Raw genomic sequence first — 19,144 nt, 5'->3', positions numbered from 1 at the left:
CGTCTGCCTCCCCAGGCCCCGGCTTTCACGCCCAGAGAGAGGTTCGGCCCCGTGGACACTGCCGACCGAGCGCACGCCCCGGTCGTCGTCGCGATCGACGGACCCTCCGGTTCGGGCAAGTCGACCGTCTCGCGGGCGGTGGCGGCCCAGCTGGGCCTGAGCTTCCTGGATACCGGAGCCATGTACCGGGCGATGACCTGGTGGATGCTGGCCAACGACGTCGCCGTGGCCGACCCGGAGGCGGTGGCCGTCGCGTGCGGCAAGCCGGTGATCGTGTCGGGCACGGACGCGGACGGTCCCACCATCACGGTGGACGGCCAGGACGTCTCCGGACCGATCCGCGGCCCCGAGGTGACGGCGCAGGTCAGCGCCGTCTCCGCGGTGCCGGCGGTGCGCTCCCGGCTGGTGGAGCTGCAGCGCGGCTGCGCCGAGGTCGCCGAGCGCGGCATCGTCGCCGAGGGCCGGGACATGGGGACGGTGGTGTTCCCGAACGCCACCGTCAAGGTGTTCCTGACCGCCTCCGAGCAGGCCCGGGCCGAGCGCCGGGCGGCCGAGCTGCGCGCCAAGGGCGTCGACGAGGCGACCATCACCGCGATGGCCGCCGACCTCGCCCGCCGGGACGCCGCGGACTCCTCCCGGAAGACGGCCCCGCTGGCCCAGGCCGCGGACGCCGTCCTGGTGGACACCAGCGAGCTCACCCTGGAGCAGGTGATCGACCGGATCGCCGCGCTGGTGGAGGAGCGGGCCGGGATGTCGTCGGTCTGAGAGGACGGACAGGCCTGAAGGGACGGACCGGTCTGAAGGACGGACCGGTCTGGACGGCCACAATGGTCTGAACGGCAGGAACGGCAGGAACGGTCTGAACGGCCGGAACAACCGGAATGGCCGGAACGGCCGAATGAGCTGCGGTGCCGCCGAGGTGCCGCGGAGAAAACCATCGCGCTGCCCCGAGCGGGGCAGGTACGCACGGCGCGCCCCTGGGAAGGGCCGCGCCGGGAAACGGAACAGACGAACATGACCGCAGAGCACTCCGACACCGGCCACGGTGGACTGGACGCCGCCGACTACGCCGAGTTCATGGCCATCGCCGCCGAGGAAGGCTTCGACGTCGACGGCGTGGACGGCTTCGACGGCGCCGAGCACGTACCGCTGCCGGTGCTGGCCGTCGTCGGCCGCCCGAACGTCGGCAAGTCGACCCTGGTGAACCGCATCATCGGCCGCCGTGAGGCCGTCGTCGAGGACAAGCCGGGCGTCACCCGCGACCGGGTCACCTACGAGGCCAGCTGGAACGGCCGCCGCTTCAAGGTCGTCGACACCGGCGGCTGGGAGATCGACGTCCTCGGCATCGACGCGATGGTGGCCGCGCAGGCCGAGCTCGGCATCGAGCAGGCCGACGCGGTGCTGTTCGTGGTCGACGCCACCGTCGGCGCCACCGACACCGACGAAGCCCTGATCAAGCTCATCCGCCGGGCCGGCAAGCCGACCGTGCTGTGCGCCAACAAGGTCGACGGCCCGTCCACCGAGGCCGAGGCCGCCTACCTGTGGTCGCTGGGCCTGGGCGAGCCGTACCCCGTCTCCGCGCTGCACGGCCGAGGCTCGGGCGACCTGCTCGACGCCGTCATGGACGCGCTGCCCGAGGCCCCGCCGCAGACCTTCGGCGACGCCGCCCCCGGCGGCCCGCGCCGCATCGCGCTGATCGGCCGCCCGAACGTGGGCAAGTCCAGCCTGCTGAACAAGGTCGCCGGCGAGGAGCGGGTGGTCGTCAACGAGCTGGCCGGCACCACCCGTGACCCGGTCGACGAGATGATCGAACTCGCCGGCAAGACCTGGAAGTTCGTCGACACCGCCGGCATCCGCCGTCGCGTCCACCTGACCGCCGGCGCCGACTTCTACGCCTCGCTGCGGACCTCCGCCGCGCTGGAGAAGGCCGAGGTCGCGGTCGTCCTGGTCGACGCCAGCGAGACCCTCGCCGAGCAGGACACCCGGATCATCTCGATGGCCGTCGAGGCCGGGCGCGCCGTCGTCATCGCCTACAACAAGTGGGACCAGATGGACGAGGAGCGCCGCTTCTACCTGGAGCGCGAGATCGAGCGCGACCTCGTCCAGGTGCAGTGGGCCCCCCGGGTCAACGTCTCGGCCAAGACCGGCCGGCACATGGAGAAGCTCGTCCCGGCGATCGAGACCGCGTTGGAAGGCTGGGAGACCCGCATCCCGACCGCGCGGCTGAACGCCTTCCTCGGCGAGCTGGTGGCCGCCCACCCGCACCCGATCCGCGGTGGCAAGCAGCCGCGCGTCCTGTTCGGCACCCAGGCGGGCATCCGTCCGCCGCGGTTCGTGCTGTTCGCCTCGGGCTTCCTGGAGGCCGGCTACCGGCGCTTCATCGAGCGCCGGCTGCGTGAGGAGTTCGGCTTCGTCGGGACGCCGATCTCGATCTCGGTGCGGGTCCGGGAGAAGCGCAAGAGGAAGTAGGACGTCGTGATCCACCGGCAGTAGTCGGTGGGTGCCGGCAGCAGGTGTGGGCGAGGGCCCCGTCACGGTGGTGGCGGGGCCCTCGTCGCGTGTACGGGGTCGTGCGGGCGCTGTGCGGGCGCCGTGGGGGTGGTGCGCAGGCGGGCGGTTCAGTGGTGGTCGCCGTTGCGGCCCGGGGGGAGGGAGAGCATCTGGCGGTGGCGGCCGCCGGTGGGTGCGGCGGTGGCGACGCCGGTGGCGGTGCCCATGGCCGGGGCGGGGGCCGGGGGCGGCGCGGGCATCGCGTGCGGGATCGGGCCGAGGTAGCCGGCGGCCACCCAGCCCTGGCCGTTGGTGAACTGGGGCGGCGGGGGCGGGGTGTGCTGAGGGGCGGTGGCCGCCGGGGCGGCCTGGCCGAAGCCGTCGCTGGTCGGGGCGGCGGGCTCGGCGTGCGGGTGCGGCTGAGGGGCGCTGTGGCCGGTGTGGCCCATCGCGCCGTGATGGGTGTGGCCGGTGGCGTTGTGGTGGGTGTGGCCGGTGGCGCCGTGGCCGGAGTGCCCGGTGGCGCCGTGGTTGGCGGCGTGCCCTGCGGAGTGGCCGTGCTGCTGGCTCGGCATGTACTGCGGCAGGCCGGGCGCCTGTCCCCCGTAGCTGTGGAAGGCCTGGTGCTGGGGCGGGTACGGGCGCGGTTCGCCGAGCACCGGGTAACCGTCGCGGACTGCGAAGCCGGTGAACTTCAGGTCCTCCTCGCCCGAGCGGTCGCCCGGGAGCGCGCGGAACAGCCGCCGGTACTCGGAGTACAGCTCGTCGTAGATCGGCGTCGTCGAGTGCGGGTGCTCCGCGTCGTACGACGGGCGCATGCCGGGGATCGAGCGGGGGGCGGTGGTGGACCGGCCGGGGGACGCGGAGACGTCGTAGCTGTACACACAGGGGCCAACGAGTGAGGGGGCACAGGGATGCGGGGTTGCCGGGGCCCGGCCGGAAGGCGGCTTGTGCCGAGGGGGAGGCCGCCTTCCGGCGGGTGCGGAGCCCGGGCGTGGAGCCCGGGTGCCGGCGGGTTGGGGCGCGGCTGGGGCTGGGGCTGGGTGCTGCTGGGGCGGGGGCGCGGCTGGGTCGGGCGCGCGCTGCTGGGGCTGGGTGCCGAGGGGCTCAGGTGCCGGCGAGGGGGAGGGAGGCGGCGACCACCTGGCCCAGTGCCACCGCCCGCTCCAGCGCCTGGCGGAGCAGGTCCTCGCGCGGCTGACGGCCCACCATCCCGGCCGGGACGGCGTACATGGTGACCTCGGAGAGCTGGCTCGCGGCCATCCGCCAGGCGTCGGTGACCTGGAGCGGCTGGTGCGCCTGCCACCAGCCGGTGCTGCCGCCGGCGGCAGCGGGCTGCAGGATCGCGTGCAGCTTGCCCATCGCCACCAGGACCGACCAGCCGCCCAGTTGGTCCGGGGTCTCGTCGAGGTCGGTGATGGCCTGGAAGCCGGCGTCCTGGAGCAGGTCGAGGAACTCGTCCTCGCCCGAGGTGCTGCCGGGGCGCCCGACCGGACCGGTCGGCTCGACGACCAGCGAGGCGTGCCCGACCTTGCCGTGCAGCACCAGCCCGCAGGTGATGCCGAGGATGGCGGCCTGGCCCGGCGCGCTGGGCTGGGGGGTGGGGGCGGTCGCCGGGGTCGGCGCGGGAATGGGCACCAGCGGGTGCGCGGGCGCGGCCGGGGCGCCGGTCTGGGCCTGGCTGATGCTGCGGACGGCGCCGACCAGTTGCTCCTCGGCCACCGGCACCACCTGGGACGGGATGCAGCGGGCGTGGGCGAAGGCGAGTACGGCGGTCTCCTCGCCGACGAACAGGACGGTGCTGGTGGGCTCCGCGTGGGTGTCGCCGGAGGTGCGGCAGGAGGTGCATTCGTAGCTGTCGGGTGCGCGGTCGCCGCCGAGGAGGCGGTCCGCCTCGTCGTCGCCGATCTCGGACCGGACCTCGTCGCTGACGTCGAGCATGCGCGGCACGGGTTCTCCTCTTGGTGGGTGCGGTTGGCGGTCGGGGGCGGGTACGGGGAGGTCGCCATGACCAACGGGCCCTTGTGTCAGGCGTCACGGGTGGTCGACGAGGCTGACGGGAATTGCCTCTGATCCGACCGCGCCGCGTGTTCTCGTGGTCGCAATGTGTCGATGTCGGTGGCAGGCCTGCCGGAATGAAGCCGTGAGGTGAGTCACGCCGCCGTGATGTTTGATCTACGAATCGACGGCTAAAACGGGCATTTCGGGCGAGATTGTGCGGTCATTACCGCCGGTAACCCTTGGCTGAGCTGGGCAGACCGGTGGAGTTTTGGTTTCCCCGCCGACCGGCTCGTAGCTTCATTGGCGGCGCAACGAGCGCCACCCGGGTTCACCCCCGACGCACCGCCCCTCCGGCTTCCCGCCGGATGCGGCAGGTGCCCGCCGACGCGATCGCTCGAACAGGTCGCCGGTGAGCGGCTGGGTGGCCGGGGCGGCAAGCGGCACGTCCGACACGTGCACGGTCGCCCGATGGACGCGGCAAGTGAACGCGGCCCTCTCCAGGGCCTGGTTCCGCATGCCCGCCCGGGGCTTTCGAGAGGAACCCCATGACCTTCCGTCACGAGACCGCCGCTGCCACCACCTCCACGGCCACCAAGCGCAACCGCGTCCGGATGGCTGTCGTGGCGGGCGCCGCTGTCGCGGCCCTGCCGGTGGCCGGCCTCGTCACGGCCACCTCGGCCTCCGCCGCCTCCGTCTCCACCTGGGACTCCGTCGCCCAGTGCGAGAGCGGCGGCAACTGGGCCATCAACACCGGCAACGGTTTCTACGGCGGACTGCAGTTCACCTCCAGCACCTGGGCCGCCTTCGGCGGCACCGCCTACGCCTCGCAGGCCAACCAGGCCACCAAGGCGCAGCAGATCGCCGTCGCCGAGAAGGTCCTCGCCTCGCAGGGCCCGGGCGCCTGGCCCGTGTGCTCCGTCAAGGCCGGCCTGACCAAGGGCGGCGCCCCGGCGGCCGTCGACACCTCGGCCGGTTCGACCGCCGGTTCGACCGCCGCCAAGCCGGCTGCCCCGGCCGCCAAGCCGGCGCAGACCCAGGCCCCGAAGGCCGCCGCTGCCCCGAAGGCCGATGTCGCGCCGAAGGCCGCTGCCCCGAAGGCCGCCGCTGCGCCGAAGGCTGACGTCGCGCCGAAGGCCGCGCCGAAGAACGACGCCGCCAAGGGCGCCAAGGGCTGGACCGGCTCGAACGACGCCAAGCCGGCCAAGGGCGACAGCTACACCGTCAAGTCCGGTGACACCCTGAGCTCGATCGCCGCCGCGCAGGGCCTGGACTGGCACGACCTGTACAAGAACAACGCCAAGGTCATCGGTGGCAACCCCGACCTGATCCTCCCGGGCCAGACCCTGAGCGTCTGATCAGTTGAGCCTCTGAGCCTCTGAGTGTTTGAGCAGCTGAGCGTTTGACACCGGCTCTCCGGGGTCTGCCGCCTGATGTCGGCTGTCCGACGTCCCCGGCCTGAGCTCGGTTCAGCGGGCCTCCCGGCCCCGGCGCTGTGCTGACACCACGGCCGCTTCTCCGCTGTGCGGGGGAGCGGCCGTTGGCGTTTCCGGTGCTTCTGGCGTCTCTGGTGTTTCTGGCGCGTTCGGCGCGTTCGGAGTGTCGTTGGGGAGGGTCGTGCGGCGACCAGCCTAGGGTCGGCTGCTGTGCTGCCTCCGTGTGACGAGCGTATGTGCCGGGTCGTGCTTCGGCTGGGCGTCGCCGTGGTGCTGCTGGCGGGGTCGGCGGCGATCCCCTGGGAGCGGGCCGGTGCGGCGGTCCGGGTCGCGGACGTCGTGTGGGACGGCCTCGCCGAGTGCGAGAGCGGCGGCGACTGGCAGGCCGACACCGGCAACGGCTACTACGGCGGCCTGCAGATCTGGCCGCCCACCTGGGAGGTCGCCGGAGGCTTGCGCTTCGCCGACCGGCCGGACCACGCGAGCCGCCGGGAGCAGACGACGGTCGGCGAGGAGATCCTCCGACGGCAGGGCTGGGAGGCGTGGCCGGACTGCGCGCGGGAGCTGGGGCTGATCGGTGGATCGCCGGCCCCCGGCGGCAGCCCGACTCCCGGTAGCGGTCCGGGCCCCGGCGGCAGCCCGACCCCCGGTGGCGGTCCGGGCTCCCGAGACCGGCCGGGTCTCTGAGGCTGGCCGGGTTTGTGAGGCCGACAGGGTTTCTGAGGCCGGCCGGGCTTCGGCCGTGGCGGTGCGGGAGGATGGTGGGGTGATCCAGGGCGAACTGTTCGGTGACCTGCCCGGTGCCGTCCCGGGCGGCCGGTCGGGGTCCGCTGCCGCGCGCGGGCGCGCCGAGCCCGCCCCCGGTGCCGTCCTCCTCCCCGGCTGGCTGGACGCCGATGCCCAGCTGCGCCTGGTCGCCGCCTGCCGGGAGTGGGCCCGCCCACCGGCCGGCCTGCACGCCGTGCGGATGCCCACCGGCGGAATGATGTCCGTACGGATGGTCAGCCTCGGATGGCACTGGTATCCGTACGGTTATCGGAGGGACGCGGAGGACGGCACGCCCGTCAAGCCGTTCCCGCCCGAACTCGACCGCCTCGCCCGCCGGGCCGTCGCCGACGCCTACGGGACGGACGCCCGGCAGATCGCCGGCGCCGCGTCGTACGAACCCGACATCGCGATCGTCAACCACTACCCGCACGGCGCGAAGATGGGCCTCCACCAGGACCGCGACGAGCGGACCGACGCGCCCGTGGTCTCGCTCTCACTCGGCGACGCCTGCGTGTTCCGGCTCGGGAACACCGAGACCCGGACCCGCCCGTGGACCGACCTGGAGCTGCGCAGCGGGGACCTGCTGGTGTTCGGCGGCCCGGCCCGGTTCGCTTACCACGGCGTGGTGCGCACGCTGCCCGGCACGGCGGATCCGGCGCTGGGTCTGGTCGGCCGACTCAACATCACCGTGCGGCAGTCGGGGCTGGCGGCGGGGGAGGCCTGAGTCCGGGTGGGCGTTCGTTCGTCCGTCCGCCTGGCGGCCGCTCGTCCGCTCTCCCCCTACTGCTCGCTCGCCGCTCGCTTACTCGTTCGAGTGAATCGGCTCCTTCGGCCCGGTGGGCGGGAATGACCCCGGTCGCCGGAGAATTCGAGTGGGTTGGAGAATTCGATCAGGACGGGCACCGGAGCCGGGCGGAAGACCTCCGCCGGGGCCGTGGGCCTGGAGAGGAAGCGCACGCATGGGTACCCCCGTCGACGACCTTGTCGACCTGCTCGACCTGGAGCAGATCGAACTGAACATCTTCCGCGGGCGCAGCCCCGAGGAGGCGCTGCAGCGGACGTTCGGCGGCCAGGTCGCCGGGCAGGCGCTGGTCGCGGCCGGGCGCACGGTGGACGGCGACCGTCCGGTCCACTCGCTGCACGCCTACTTCCTGCGCCCCGGGGTGCCCGGCGTGCCGATCGTCTACCAGGTCGACCGGATCCGCGACGGCCGCTCCTTCACCACGCGCCGGGTGCTCGCCATCCAGGGCGGTCGGTCGATCTTCGCCCTCACCGCCGACTTCCACCGCCCCGAAGAGGGCGGCATCGAGCACCAGCACCCCATACCGGACGTCCCCGCGCCAGAGGACCTGCCCAGCGCTCTGGAGGAGGTCGGCTCCCGACTCGGCGAACTCCCCCCGTTCATCAGCCGCCGCCAGCCCTTCGACATCCGCTACGTCGACCGGCTGCGCTGGACGAAGGAGGAGCTGGCCGGGGTCGAGGCGCGCAGCGGCGTCTGGCTGCGGACGGACGGCCCGCTGCCGGACGACCCGCTGATCCACGTCTGTGCCCTCACCTACGCCAGCGACATGACGCTGCTCGACGCCGTCCGCGCCCCCGTCGAGCCGCTCTGGGGCACCCGGCATTTCGACATGGCCTCGCTGGACCACGCGATGTGGTTCCACCGCCCGTTCCGTACGGACGACTGGCTGCTGTACCAGCAGGAGTCCCCGATCGCCCACGGCGCGCGCGGCCTCGCGCGCGGGCAGATCTTCGACCGGAGCGGGCGGCTGGTGGTGTCGGTGGTGCAGGAGGGGCTGTTCCGGCCGCTGGGCGCCGGCAGCTGACGGGGCGGGCGCGTGGATGCGTCGGCGGCCGGGTGCCGGGTGCCGGGTGCCGGGCGTCGGCCGAGCGGGCCGGCCTTCGTCCTGGCGGGCGTCGTGTCCGGGGTGTTGCCGTCGTGACGCCGTGTTGCCGTCCGGTGGCCGCCCTGTGGCGGTTCCGGCAGGCGGGAATGATCCGTCCGGGTGCGCGGCGTTGTGGTGGGTGACCGAGTTGGACGGCCCGAACAGCGGGCCGTCCGAGGACCGCAGTGGGAGGGTGTACCGATGACGGCGACGGCCGCGGAGGACTGGAAGCACTGGAGTGACGGCCGGGCGGCGTCGGTGAGCGCGCCACACGGCCAGCTCGCACTCACCGGCACGCACTGGTTGGAGCCCGAACCCGCCGAGATCGTCGGCCTGCCCGGGCGCTGGTGGGCCGACGCCGAGGGCGTCCGGGTCCGGGCGGCGGCCGCGGACGACATCACCGTCGGCGGCGCCGACGGCCCGGTCGACGGCGAGGCGCTGCTCCGCCCCGACACCGATCCGGCCGCCGACACCGCCACCCTCGGCGACGTCCTGCTCGTCCCGATCGAGCGCGAGGGCGAGCTCGCCCTGCGGGTCTTCGACCCGGCCGCGCCGCGCCGGACGGCCTTCGCGGGCATCTCCGCCTACCCGTACTCGCCGGAGTGGGCCGTCCCCGCCGTCTTCACCCCGTTCGAGCAGGACGGCGCCCAGTCCGTGCTCGTCCCCAACGCGGACGGCAAGGAGCGCCCGCTCGCCGTCACCGGACAGATCGCCTTCACCGTCGCCGGCGAGCACCGCGAGCTGACCGTCAGCCGCTCCGGCGACCGCCTCACCGGCGTCATCGCGGACGCGACCAGCGGCATCGATACCTACCGGTTCCGCTTCATCACCCTCCCCGCCCCGGACGCGGACGGCCGCACCGTCCTCGACCTCAACCGGGCCTACCTGCCGCCGTGCGCCTTCGCGGACCACTTCATCTGCCCGTTCCCGCCGCCGGGCAACCGGCTCGACTTCGCGGTGGAGGCAGGGGAGAAGCAGGTCCTGACCAGGTAGGACGGGCCGCTGCCCGGCCCCGGTGCGGGGAGCGGGGAGGCCGGGGCGGACCATGGAGGGTTGTGTCGACCAATCATCCTGCCAATTCCGCCCCGGCGTCCGATCCCGCCCCGACGCCTGCCCCTGCCCCGGCGCCCACCCCTGCCCCGGCGTCCGATGCCGCCCCGGCCACCGCCGCTGTTCCGGCGGAGGAGCCACCCTCCGACGCCTCCTCTCCGCCGGCCGGAACCGAGGCCCTCCCCTGGTACCGGCGGGCCTTCGCCGACCTCAGCCCACTGCGCGACCACCCCGACTACCGCCGGGTCTGGTTCGGGCAGGCGGTCTCCTCCATAGGCCAGCAGATGACGGCCGTCGCCGTCTCCGTCCAGGTCTACGACGAGACCGGCTCCGCCTTCGCGACCGGCCTGGTCGGCCTCTTCTCCTTCTTCCCGCTCGTCGCCTTCGGCCTCTACGGCGGCGCGATCGCCGACACCGTCGACCGGCGCAAGCTCGGCCTGATCGGTTCGGCCGGGCTCGCCGCCGTCTCCGCCGTCCTCGCCGTGCAGGCACTGGCGGGCCTCGGCCAGGTCGCCGTCCTCTACGCCGCCGTCGCCGCCCAGGCCGGCTTCTTCGCCCTCAGCTCGCCCGCCCGCTCCGCGATGATCCCCCGGCTGGTCCCCAGCCACCAGCTCCCCGCGGCGAACGCGCTGAACACCGTCAGCATGAACCTCGGCCTCACCGTCGGACCCATGATCGGCGGCGTCCTCATCGGCGCCTACGGAACCCAGGCCGCCTACCTGGTCGACACCGTCGCCTTCGCCGGCACCCTCTACGCGATGTGGCGCCTGCCCGCCATGCGCCCGCTCGGCGACCGCAAGGGCCGCGCCTCCGTCCTCGACGGCCTCCGCTTCCTGCGCGAGCAGCCCAACCTGCGCACCAGCTTCCTCGCCGACCTGGCCGCGATGATCTTCGGCATGCCGCGCGCCCTCTTCCCCGCCATCGCGGTCACCTTCTACGGCGGCGACGCCCGCACCGTCGGCCTCCTGGTCGCCGCCCCCGCCGTCGGTGCCCTCACCGGCGCCCTCTTCTCCGGCTGGGTCGGCCGCATCCACCGCCAGGGCGCCGCCGTCCTCGTCGCCGTCGCCGCCTGGGGCCTCGCCATCGCGGCCTTCGGCGCCCTCCACAACCTCTGGCTCGGCCTCCTCCTGCTCGCGGTCGCCGGCTGCGCCGACACCGTCAGCATGATCTTCCGCAACACGATGATGCAGGTCGCCGCCCCCGACGAGATGCGCGGCCGCCTCCAGGGCATCTTCATCGTCGTCGTCGCCGGCGGCCCCCGCCTCGGCGACTTCGAGTCCGGCGCCGTCGCCGCCCTCACCAACCCCGCCACCTCCGTGATCACCGGCGGCCTCGCCTGCGTCGCCGCCGTCGTCCTCCTCGCCGCCCGCCGCCCCGCCTTCCTCACCTACGACGCCCGCCACCCCACCCCCTGACCCACCCCGACCCGCCCCTGACCCACCCACCCCCAACCCGGCAGCGAGCACCCCTCCACGTGCTGTATTGTTTTCCACGTCACCGGGACAACCGGAGACAAGGTCGAGAAGCCCACAGCAGAGCCCCCCAGGCCCCGCTACCGGGCACCGAGACCACGGGACGTGGCGCAGCTTGGTAGCGCACTTGACTGGGGGTCAAGGGGTCGCAGGTTCAAATCCTGTCGTCCCGACAGTGATGTCGGAAGGCCGTTGGCCGGGAGAAATCCCAGGCCAGCGGCCTTTTGCGTTGGCAGGTTGTTGGTGCCCGCGCTCTCTGCGTCGGGCCTCAGGGGAACTTGCCAGGGACCAGCGAGGGACCACGATGTCGCACGGGTGCTGGCTGGTGTCACGCTGAGGAAGATGAATTGGGTAGAGCTCCGTCGGGGAACGGGGTAGCGCGAGGGGTGGACTGAAGATGATGATCGATTACAACGTCAGCGATCATTGGTCCGCTGACGATCCGGACTGGCTGAAGTCTCTTGTCTCGTCGCTCGACCGTGGCCACGGCGTCAGTACCGTTCTGCCGCTCACCGTGATCGTAGAGGAGATCTTGGAGTGGCTTGAGCTTGCCAGCGGTGTCGATGCTTGGAAGAAAGCCGCCAATCGAACGTCGCTGCGCCGGGACCTCGACGAGTCCGTTGATGCGCTCGGCGCTTCCCTCCGGGCACACATCGTCGCATCGCTCGCACAATTCCAAGCGGCCTTCTTGCAGCTTGACCGTAGCCCCGCGGCGGTTTTGACGCAGCCACCGGGGACCCGCACCGACACCGTATGGACCGACGTTGCCAAGGCTTCGAAGGATCTCCTCGGAGCGCTTGACGCGGACGAAGCAGTTCGCGCCAGCTGGGATGACCTCGTGGCTACGGCGCAAGACCGCACCCTGGTAGGCCGGGAGTACCGTCCGATCGCTGAACTGCTCTTTGACCAGTTGGGCAGGCGCGGCGTCAATGCAAAGATGGCTTTCCGAGACCTTGTCTCGATGGTCGCGTTTGGCCGTGAGCCCCACGACTTCCCCGTCGGTTCGACGAACGTGCCGCTGGAGAAGCGGATCGCGAACGCCCGTACCTATGTTGGCACTCCTGCGGAAGCCCAGTCGATCGTGGTGTGGCTCGGCTACCAGGGCCGGGCTTTCCCGCGTCTCTCCGCTGGGGGCGTGTCCTTCATGGATGCCCATTGGGCGGTGCCCAACGCCGAGCCCGAGGGGCAAGACTTCGAGCACAAGGCAGAGCTGTGGGAACTAGTACGGGGTGGGGGCCGCTTTAAGGTCGCAAAGCTGGTCGACGAGAAGTCTGATGTGGACTTCCTGGTTCGCGTTGACCTTGGCAGGACCACGGCGGCCGGCGCGTTGGACCGTGCTGTTCGCACCGTGAACACCATCCTCAACGTCTCGATCCACAACTCTGGCGGGATCCGCCCACACCTCGTCCAGCACGGGCTCCTGCGCTCCGGTCGGGTCAGCTCATTTGGCTTCCAGGCATCGTCGCGCGAGATGAGCATCCCTGACGATCACTACGGTGCGGACATCACCAGGAGAGCGGTCGAGAAACACGGCCCGCGCATCGCCTTGGCTATGGCTCGTGAAGAGCTTCCCCGATTTCTCGCGGCCGCACTCGAAGTGCAGACCGCAGCCGACCATCCGTTCAGCCGCGACATGATGATGCGCGAGCCTTCCGAGGCAGACATCAGCAGCGTGACCCCTCTCTCGGACCGTGTGGTGCAACACGTGGCAGCGCACGCGGCACTCGCCCCCAACGAGTTGTTCGATCTCCTCGGCGAGCGCTGGCCGCACGCTCGGTGGCTTTCCGACGTGCAGCGAGCCGTTCGTATGTGTCTGCTTGGCGGTGGAGAGCAGGATGAACTGTGCCACGAGCTGACCTGCGAGTTGTTCGCGAGCAATTCATCGAGTCCATGGCTGCTGTTCGTCGCCGACCGTTCTAGTGATCTATTCTCGCTCTGCCGCATCGAGTCCGAGCGTGCCTGGATCAGGCGGATGTTTGAGAGCGTGAGCGACCACGCAGAGTACGTTGCCCTGATTGAGTACTACACCGCCGAAGGCTCCGTGTTGGAGGCCAGGCGTCGCCGTCTCCGGAACGCTTTGGTGCACGGCAATCCCGTGAGCTTCCCGATTGTTGAGTCCGTGCGCGAGTACGCCGAGTTCCTGAGTGGTAGCGCACTCGGCCTCGGCCTCGAGTCCTACGTCGAGGGCACGGAGCCTGCCGCCGCGCTCGCGAAGCGGACTGATGAGTTCAGCGGGATGCAGGCGGGTCAGGACGCTGCCAGCTACTGGCGCGCTCGAATCGTTGCCAACGCTGCACCGAGCGTGTCCTCGCCGTAGGCGCGGGCTTCGGCACAGCGACGCTACCTGGCTGGCTGCCCAGCCGAAGGCGACGGATGGCTGTTGCATCGGCCTGGCCTAGGAGAGGTCCGCGTTCGACTTCACACGAGGTCGGCGGCCTGCCAGCCCGGGGGGACTTTGGGCAGTCCGATCAGGGCGTCGATGTTCAGGTGCTCGGCGAGCAGGGCCTTGAGGTTGCGGCCGTCGATGAGGCGGAGGCGGCCGTTGCGGTGGGCGAAGTCGTAGCTGTCTTTGCCGAACCACGAGGTGGTGACGACGATGCCGTAGCCGGCGTCCTTGTCCTGGATGACCCCGGACATGGCGCGGACGGTGTTCACCGGGACGATGTTCTTGGAGCGTTTGGCCTGGATGGCGAAGATGGTGGATCCGGTCGGGTCGGTCAACGTCGCGACAGCGTCCACGCCGTCGTCGCGGGAGCCCTGGGTGCGCCAGGTCTCGTAGCCCATGGCTTCGAAGAGTTCACGTACCAGGCGTTCGAAGTCGTAGGGGTTCATCTGGAGCAGGTCGGGGCGGCTGTCCAGGGTGGCGACCACGGCGGTGTCGGTGGTGATGCGGTAGCGGGACAGGTCTGCCTCGACGATGGGCGTGACCGGTTCCAGGTCGTGGGGGTGCTTGGAGACGGTGGCGCCGAGCCGGTGGAGGCACTGCTGCGGGTCGCCCCGGGGCTCGTCCAGGACCAGTTCGGCGAAGTCCTTGCGCTCGGCGACAACACTGACGACGCAGGCCCGGATCGCCTGGCCGGTCGCCGTATCGGTGGCGTTGACACGGCCGTTGAGGATGACGGTCTCCACGAACGCGGCCGGTGTTGCGGAGAATGCCTCGTCCAGCGCGCGCAGGGCCAGGCGGGCCACCAGCCGGGCGTAGGCCTCGTTGAGCTCGGCCGACTTGGCGGGTTGGGGGACGACCTCGGCCCGTTGCGCGACGTAGCGGTAGGAGGCCACTGCGGGGACGATCTCGTGGTTGGGCAGCTCGACGTCGACCAGGAGCTGCTGGGCCTCGGGGATGTAGACCGCCTGGGCCGCGGTCCGGCAGTCTGGGGGGACGGGGGAGCGTTGCAGCAGGTCCTTGATCAGCTCCGCGACGCCCTGAGGGCCATCGTGGGCGAACGCTTCTTCGATGTGCGGGTGCCACGCCTCCAGGCCCTCGGGGCGCAGCCGTAGGACTGCTTCCAGTTCCTCGCGGCGCCGGTTGCATTCGGCGGTGCCCTCTTCGGCTTGGGCCTTGAGCTGGGCCGTCTCGGCTTGCCGTTGGGCTTCTTTCTCGGCCTGGGCGTCCGCGCGCTTCTTCGCCTCCTCCTCCCGGCGCCGAGCCGTCTGGCGCTTGGCCAGCTCGGCTTCCACTCGGGCGGCTTCCTTGGCGCGGGCGGCCTCCTCTCGTTGGAGGTGTTTCTCGCCGGCGGCCAGGAGCCGGGCGTGCTCGACGGCGGGGTCTACCTTCCGTTTCCTGGGGCGGGGTTGAGCCGGCGGGGCGGCAGCTTGGCCGATCTTCTGTTGGGCCTCGCCCTGCGCCTGCGCGGCTCGCGCCTGCTGCTTCAAGCGGTACGCCTCGGCGAGGATCTCCGCCACCGTCTTTCGGCGTGCCACCCGGTCCACCCCCTGGTCCACGACAGCGCGGCCCCACACGGGGCCGCGCCGCCTGCGCGATATGCCAGCAGCACTACCCGGTTGGGGCCGCCAGGAATCCGCTGGGCCGCGCCGAGTAGGGGATGAGAAACCGGTACGGGGGCACAACGTGCCGCCGCGGCTGGGGAGATGAAGTGCTCACTCACGCGGGAGCGGAGAAGGGCCTCCGTCGTACATCTCGACCGGGCGGTTGCACAGGTCGCGTACGTCTTCCAGCGGCGCGGCGATTCCAGATGCCTGGAGGCTGCCGTGGATGTTGCGCGCGGTCTGCTCGCGGAGCAGCAACCGGACCCAGGGCGGCGCATCTTCTTCATCGTCTGTCACAGGCCACTTCTACAGCACGGTGGTTGACGATGACGGGCCCGCCATTGCGGGCAACGTGCCAGTGGGGTTCTCCGGCGGATGCCCGTTGGGGCTGCTACTGGACGAGGCGCAGATGGCGCACTGTCGCCTCGGCTGGTGCCGCCGTCGGCGAGGTGTGCCGGTCGGCCGACAGGTGCCTGCTGAGGGTCTGGCCGGCCTTCTCTATGGAGCTCTTGTCCGGGTGGAGGTATCGCTGGGTGGTGGTGATGTGGCCGTGCCCGGCGATCTTTTGGAGGACGTGGATGGGGACGCCGGCGTCGGCGAGCCAGGTGAGGCCGGTGTGCCGGAGGTCGTGTCGGCGCAAGTACTCGTAGCCGAGGCTGACGACGACTTCGTCCCAGTGGGTGGCGTCGCGCAGGATGGCGGTGGTGATGCGGCCGCCGCGTGGTCCGGTGAAGAGGCGGGCCATGGGGTCGTTGCCGACGACGTTCATGCGCCAGTTCACGAGGTCGCGGATCTCTTCGATGATGGGGACGGTGCGGCGCCGCTTGCCCTTGGTGCCTTTGTCGATGAGGCCGCCGGGGCCGGTGGTGGTCTGGCGGCACAGGTCCCAGGTCCAGTCGAAGCGGTTGATGTCCTTGACGCGGACGCCGGAGACTTCGCCGATGCGGGCGGCGGTGCAGGCGGCGAAGCGGACGATGTCGCCCCAGCCGCGGTAGTGGTTGTGGGAGCGTTCGACCAGGGCGTTGGCGAGTTCGTCGAGGGCGTCCCAGTCGGCGAGGGCGAGGGAGCGGGGGTCGTCGAGTTCGTCTTCGGCTTTCTTGTAGAGGCGTTGCCAGCCGCTCATGCGGGAGGGGTTGAAGTCGATGAGGCCGTCGCGGACGGCTTGCTCCATGATGCGCACGAGCGGGGCGAGGCTGTTCTTGACGGAGGAGATGCTGAGTCCGTCGGCGATCCAGGAGTGGAGGGCCCGGTCGGTGATGCCGTTGGTGATGCTGGTGACGGGTATGTGGCCGAGGACTGGGGTGACGCGCAGCTTCCAGCCGGCGGTGTAGGGGTCGAGGGTGGTGGTCTCCAGGCCGCGCATCGCCAGGTCCCAGTTCTCGTCGCCGTATTCGGCGAGGGTCATGGTGAGGGTCTTGGGGGTGATGCCGCGTGCTGCTGCCCGTTGCATGCGGGCGATCCAGGCCTCGGCTTCGGTCTCTGTGGGGACGGAGGAGGAAGCCGACTTGCGGCCGCCGCCGTTGGGGTCCGTCCAGCGCACGCGGGCGCGGTAGCGGAACTGCGGGGTGCGGTCGGGTCGGTGCTCGATGTCGGTGGTGAGGTCGACACCCATGGGGATGAGCGGGGTGTGGTCGGGCATTCAGGGCGCCTCGGATGGGTCGGTGCGCTTCTGGGCGAGCCACAGCTGGGTGTCGGGGATGCTGTAGAGGTAGAGCCGAGGCGCGATCTGGACGAAGGGCGGGCCCTGCGGGGGAGCGGCGGAGCGCCAGCGCCGCAAAGTCGAGGGGTCGACCTTCAGCAGCGCGGCGAGTTCCTCGGTCGAGTACCAGCCGCTGTGCAGGAGGTCGAACTCCGCTGCCGGATCGGCCTTGTACGCGGGGGCTGCGGCGACGGCCGGGGTCGGAACCGAAAGCCGGCTTGCGGCGGGAACGTGGGGTCGGACGTGCATGGTCTCCCTCTGGCGGGGTGGTAGAGCCGCTCGGGCTCGGCCGGGCACGCCCACAGTCACCTGTCTACCTGGACGGGCGGAACAGGGTTTGGCGTGCTGAACGGGGCAGACCGTACGCACGTGTCGTTCTTCGAAGCGCGTCGAGACCCGGCGGGCACGCCGGGCGGAAGGCGACCTGACGTCTGCGACCGCCGAGGAGGGACAGCTACCGCCGGGAGTCTGTGCAGGTCACCCCAGGCTGAGGGGGTGCTTCTCGGCACCGGCCGCCGATGCACGCCGCAAATGGCGTTCTTGCCTGGTGGGTCGCGGCCGGAGCGCCACGCGATGGCCCGGAGTACTCTGAAAGTGACGGCAGACGTGGGACGGCAGCTACGGTCTGTGACGAACGTAAGGAGCCCAGGGCTATCGGCCCCCTACGTCGCGCCGACGCTAACTCAAGAGCTGCGGACTTTTAATCCGTAGGTTCAGGGTTCGAGCCCCTGGTGGCCCACCGAAGAAAGAGCCAGGCCAGACATCAACTGACCTGGCTCTTTCTGCATTTGACGCTTCCTCGCGGTCTGCGCGGGTGCCTTGCTAAGCCTTCATTTTGTCCCCTTTGTCCACGAGCGGGGATGGAGCGGGGATAGAGCCCCCGAAGTGCCCCCTCCGGGCCCCTTCCCACCCACGTCCGTGGGGGTCCAGCAGCCTCCAAGCTCGGACCGAATCCTCACCCTTCGTGCGCGCCCCCGGTGCCGGCGCCCCGGCCTTCCCGCCGGATCACTGCCCTGAGCGATTGCCCCGCCGCACCGCCAGCCAGGCCGTGGTGGCCGCTGCCGCCACGGCGATCGCTCGGTGGAGCGCCTGGTCGAGTTCGTGCCAGGCCGTCCCGGGTCCGTACAGTGAGGTCGTGACCACGCCGTTCTCGTCCAGCCGGACGGCCGCGCACCCTTCGATGTAGCTGCTCTTGCCGAAGCGCCGGGCGAGAGCGGCCAGGACCGGCCCGCGATCGATCAAGGCGTGGGTGAGGCCGTTGACCGCGGTTCCGACCAGCAAGGGGCCGGCCGTCAGTCGGTAACCGCATGCCCGGGTGACGGCGATCGTTCCGGCGGCCTGTACGGCGCTGTAGGCCAGGACGTGCCGGGCAGCGCAGCGCCGCCCATGGGCGGAGGCGTGCAGAGTGCGTTCCCCGGGGAGGGCTGGGTTGTCCGGGGTGCACGGTGTGCCGTCCCGGTGCACGGGGTGGCTGCCGTGGAGGCGTTTGCCGTAGGCATCTCGGCCGGCCTGCGCCCACTGGTCGGCGAGTGGATGAAGCTCGCCGTAGACGGCGAGAAGTGCGCCGAGGAGTGCGAGGCGCCGGATGGTGGTGTCGCTGTTCATGGTGTCCTTTCGGGTTAGTCCTGACAGCTAGTCAGATCGGCGGTTCGGTGTTGCGCGGAAGCGGCTCGGGCTGCTCGCCGACGGCGAGCAGCCCGAGTGGAAATTGGTGAACGGTAATATGAGCGTGGCTAGTTGTGGAATGCTTCTGGGATGGCACCGTTGTCCGAGTCGCAGTACGCCGCCCGGCTCGTGGAGTACGAGATCGATCCCGAGGTGTTGTCGGGTCACCCCTTTGAGGGGCAGGCCCGTAGGGTGCTGTTGGAGAAGCTCCGCGCCGATGGAACGGACCGCGAGTCCGAAGAAGTAGTCGATCTGGTGCGCATGGTGGAGTGGCTGGCCTTGTGGCGGCTGGGCTCCGCTGCTGAACGGCCCCGGATTCCGGGCAGGGAGCAGCTCTACGTGTTGTCGTTCGTCGGCGCGACGAGTTCCTTTGTGAAGGTCGGGCGAACTAATGACTTCGCGGCTCGGCTGTGTCGGCACCGCATCAAGGCGGAGCGCGACGGGGAAGTCCTGCTCGACGCCTGGACGTCCGAGCCAGTTGCCGACGCGCTCCCCTGGGAGCAAGGGGTGCTCAGAGAACTTCGTCGTCGGCACCCGGGCGAGAGCAGGGGTGAGTACTTCTACGGCCTTGACTACGGCGAAGCGCGCAGCGTCGCGGATCAGCAGCGGATTCTGCTCGCACCTCGCTCGGTCGGGCTCCCGGCTGGGGAACGCCTGGGCGGTCGTGTTCGGAGCGTGTCGTAGTTCGGGCGC

17 protein-coding genes and 2 tRNA genes are annotated in these 19,144 nt (G+C 71.1%); 12 read left to right on the top strand and 7 right to left on the bottom strand.

Annotation, left to right across the window (positions count from 1 at the left end):
• Window positions 1-51 precede the first annotated feature (51 nt).
• Window positions 52-765, top strand: coding sequence for a (d)CMP kinase (cmk, locus tag AB0P03_RS14455; RefSeq protein ID WP_363629139.1), 714 nt, complete (start codon window positions 52-54; stop codon window positions 763-765).
• A gap of 249 nt (window positions 766-1,014) precedes the next feature.
• Window positions 1,015-2,469 (top strand): ribosome biogenesis GTPase Der, encoded by a 1,455-nt coding sequence (gene der / locus AB0P03_RS14450; protein WP_363587005.1) that lies wholly within the window; start codon window positions 1,015-1,017, stop codon window positions 2,467-2,469.
• Between the two features lie 149 nt (window positions 2,470-2,618).
• Here der and AB0P03_RS14445 read toward each other — a convergent pair whose 3' ends face one another.
• Window positions 2,619-3,374, bottom strand: a complete 756-nt coding sequence (locus AB0P03_RS14445) for a hypothetical protein (RefSeq protein ID WP_363629137.1) — start codon at window positions 3,372-3,374, stop codon at window positions 2,619-2,621.
• Between the two features lie 223 nt (window positions 3,375-3,597).
• Window positions 3,598-4,431, bottom strand: coding sequence for a hypothetical protein (locus AB0P03_RS14440; RefSeq protein ID WP_363587031.1), 834 nt, complete (start codon window positions 4,429-4,431; stop codon window positions 3,598-3,600).
• Window positions 4,432-5,036: 605 nt separating this feature from the next.
• On the opposite strand from AB0P03_RS14440, the gene AB0P03_RS14435 reads away from it, so the two are divergent.
• The 8 genes from AB0P03_RS14435 (at window position 5,037) to AB0P03_RS14400 (ending at window position 13,417) form a co-directional block, all read left to right on the top strand.
• Complete coding sequence (locus AB0P03_RS14435; RefSeq protein WP_363629136.1) at window positions 5,037-5,846, top strand: transglycosylase family protein; 810 nt, start codon at window positions 5,037-5,039, stop codon at window positions 5,844-5,846.
• Window positions 5,847-6,170: 324 nt separating this feature from the next.
• A complete protein-coding gene (locus AB0P03_RS14430; RefSeq protein ID WP_363629135.1) occupies window positions 6,171-6,611 on the top strand; it encodes a transglycosylase family protein in 441 nt (146 codons plus the stop codon).
• Window positions 6,612-6,717: 106 nt separating this feature from the next.
• Window positions 6,718-7,416 (top strand): alpha-ketoglutarate-dependent dioxygenase AlkB, encoded by a 699-nt coding sequence (locus tag AB0P03_RS14425; protein ID WP_363629158.1) that lies wholly within the window; start codon window positions 6,718-6,720, stop codon window positions 7,414-7,416.
• A 235-nt stretch (window positions 7,417-7,651) separates the two neighbouring features.
• Window positions 7,652-8,518 carry an acyl-CoA thioesterase II gene (locus AB0P03_RS14420; protein ID WP_363587009.1) on the top strand — a complete coding sequence of 289 codons (867 nt, stop codon included), beginning with the start codon at window positions 7,652-7,654 and terminating at the stop codon, window positions 8,516-8,518.
• 261 nt (window positions 8,519-8,779) lie between these two features.
• Entirely contained in the window at window positions 8,780-9,571 is a 792-nt protein-coding gene (locus AB0P03_RS14415; protein WP_363629134.1) for a DUF1684 domain-containing protein, read from the top strand.
• Between the two features lie 275 nt (window positions 9,572-9,846).
• Complete coding sequence (locus tag AB0P03_RS14410) at window positions 9,847-11,043, top strand: MFS transporter (RefSeq protein WP_363587033.1); 1,197 nt, start codon at window positions 9,847-9,849, stop codon at window positions 11,041-11,043.
• Between the two features lie 156 nt (window positions 11,044-11,199).
• Window positions 11,200-11,273 (top strand) — tRNA-Pro (locus tag AB0P03_RS14405).
• 224 nt (window positions 11,274-11,497) lie between these two features.
• Window positions 11,498-13,417, top strand: a complete 1,920-nt coding sequence (locus tag AB0P03_RS14400; RefSeq protein WP_363629133.1) for a hypothetical protein — start codon at window positions 11,498-11,500, stop codon at window positions 13,415-13,417.
• A gap of 101 nt (window positions 13,418-13,518) precedes the next feature.
• Here the strand turns inward: AB0P03_RS14400 and AB0P03_RS14395 are convergent, their stop codons facing one another.
• From AB0P03_RS14395 to AB0P03_RS14380, 4 genes are all read right to left on the bottom strand, one after another.
• On the bottom strand, window positions 13,519-15,021 hold the full coding sequence (locus AB0P03_RS14395) for a restriction endonuclease (RefSeq protein WP_363629131.1): 1,503 nt from the start codon (window positions 15,019-15,021) through the stop codon (window positions 13,519-13,521).
• A gap of 177 nt (window positions 15,022-15,198) precedes the next feature.
• Complete coding sequence (locus AB0P03_RS14390; protein ID WP_363629129.1) at window positions 15,199-15,384, bottom strand: hypothetical protein; 186 nt, start codon at window positions 15,382-15,384, stop codon at window positions 15,199-15,201.
• Window positions 15,385-15,478: 94 nt separating this feature from the next.
• Window positions 15,479-16,726 carry a site-specific integrase gene (locus AB0P03_RS14385; RefSeq protein WP_363629127.1) on the bottom strand — a complete coding sequence of 416 codons (1,248 nt, stop codon included), beginning with the start codon at window positions 16,724-16,726 and terminating at the stop codon, window positions 15,479-15,481.
• Window positions 16,727-17,035 (bottom strand): helix-turn-helix domain-containing protein, encoded by a 309-nt coding sequence (locus AB0P03_RS14380; RefSeq protein WP_363629125.1) that lies wholly within the window; start codon window positions 17,033-17,035, stop codon window positions 16,727-16,729.
• A gap of 399 nt (window positions 17,036-17,434) precedes the next feature.
• On the opposite strand from AB0P03_RS14380, the gene AB0P03_RS14375 reads away from it, so the two are divergent.
• Window positions 17,435-17,525 (top strand) — tRNA-Lys (locus AB0P03_RS14375).
• Between the two features lie 266 nt (window positions 17,526-17,791).
• Here AB0P03_RS14375 and AB0P03_RS14370 read toward each other — a convergent pair.
• On the bottom strand, window positions 17,792-18,391 hold the full coding sequence (locus AB0P03_RS14370) for a hypothetical protein (RefSeq protein WP_363629123.1): 600 nt from the start codon (window positions 18,389-18,391) through the stop codon (window positions 17,792-17,794).
• 150 nt (window positions 18,392-18,541) lie between these two features.
• On the opposite strand from AB0P03_RS14370, the gene AB0P03_RS14365 reads away from it, so the two are divergent.
• Window positions 18,542-19,135 (top strand): hypothetical protein, encoded by a 594-nt coding sequence (locus AB0P03_RS14365; protein ID WP_363629122.1) that lies wholly within the window; start codon window positions 18,542-18,544, stop codon window positions 19,133-19,135.
• Window positions 19,136-19,144 lie beyond the last annotated feature (9 nt).

Source organism: Kitasatospora sp. NPDC088779, from assembly GCF_040685395.1.
Lineage (GTDB): Bacteria > Actinomycetota > Actinomycetes > Streptomycetales > Streptomycetaceae > Kitasatospora.
Note: the sequence above shows the minus strand (reverse complement) of the source record. Positions and strands in the feature narration are given on the sequence as shown.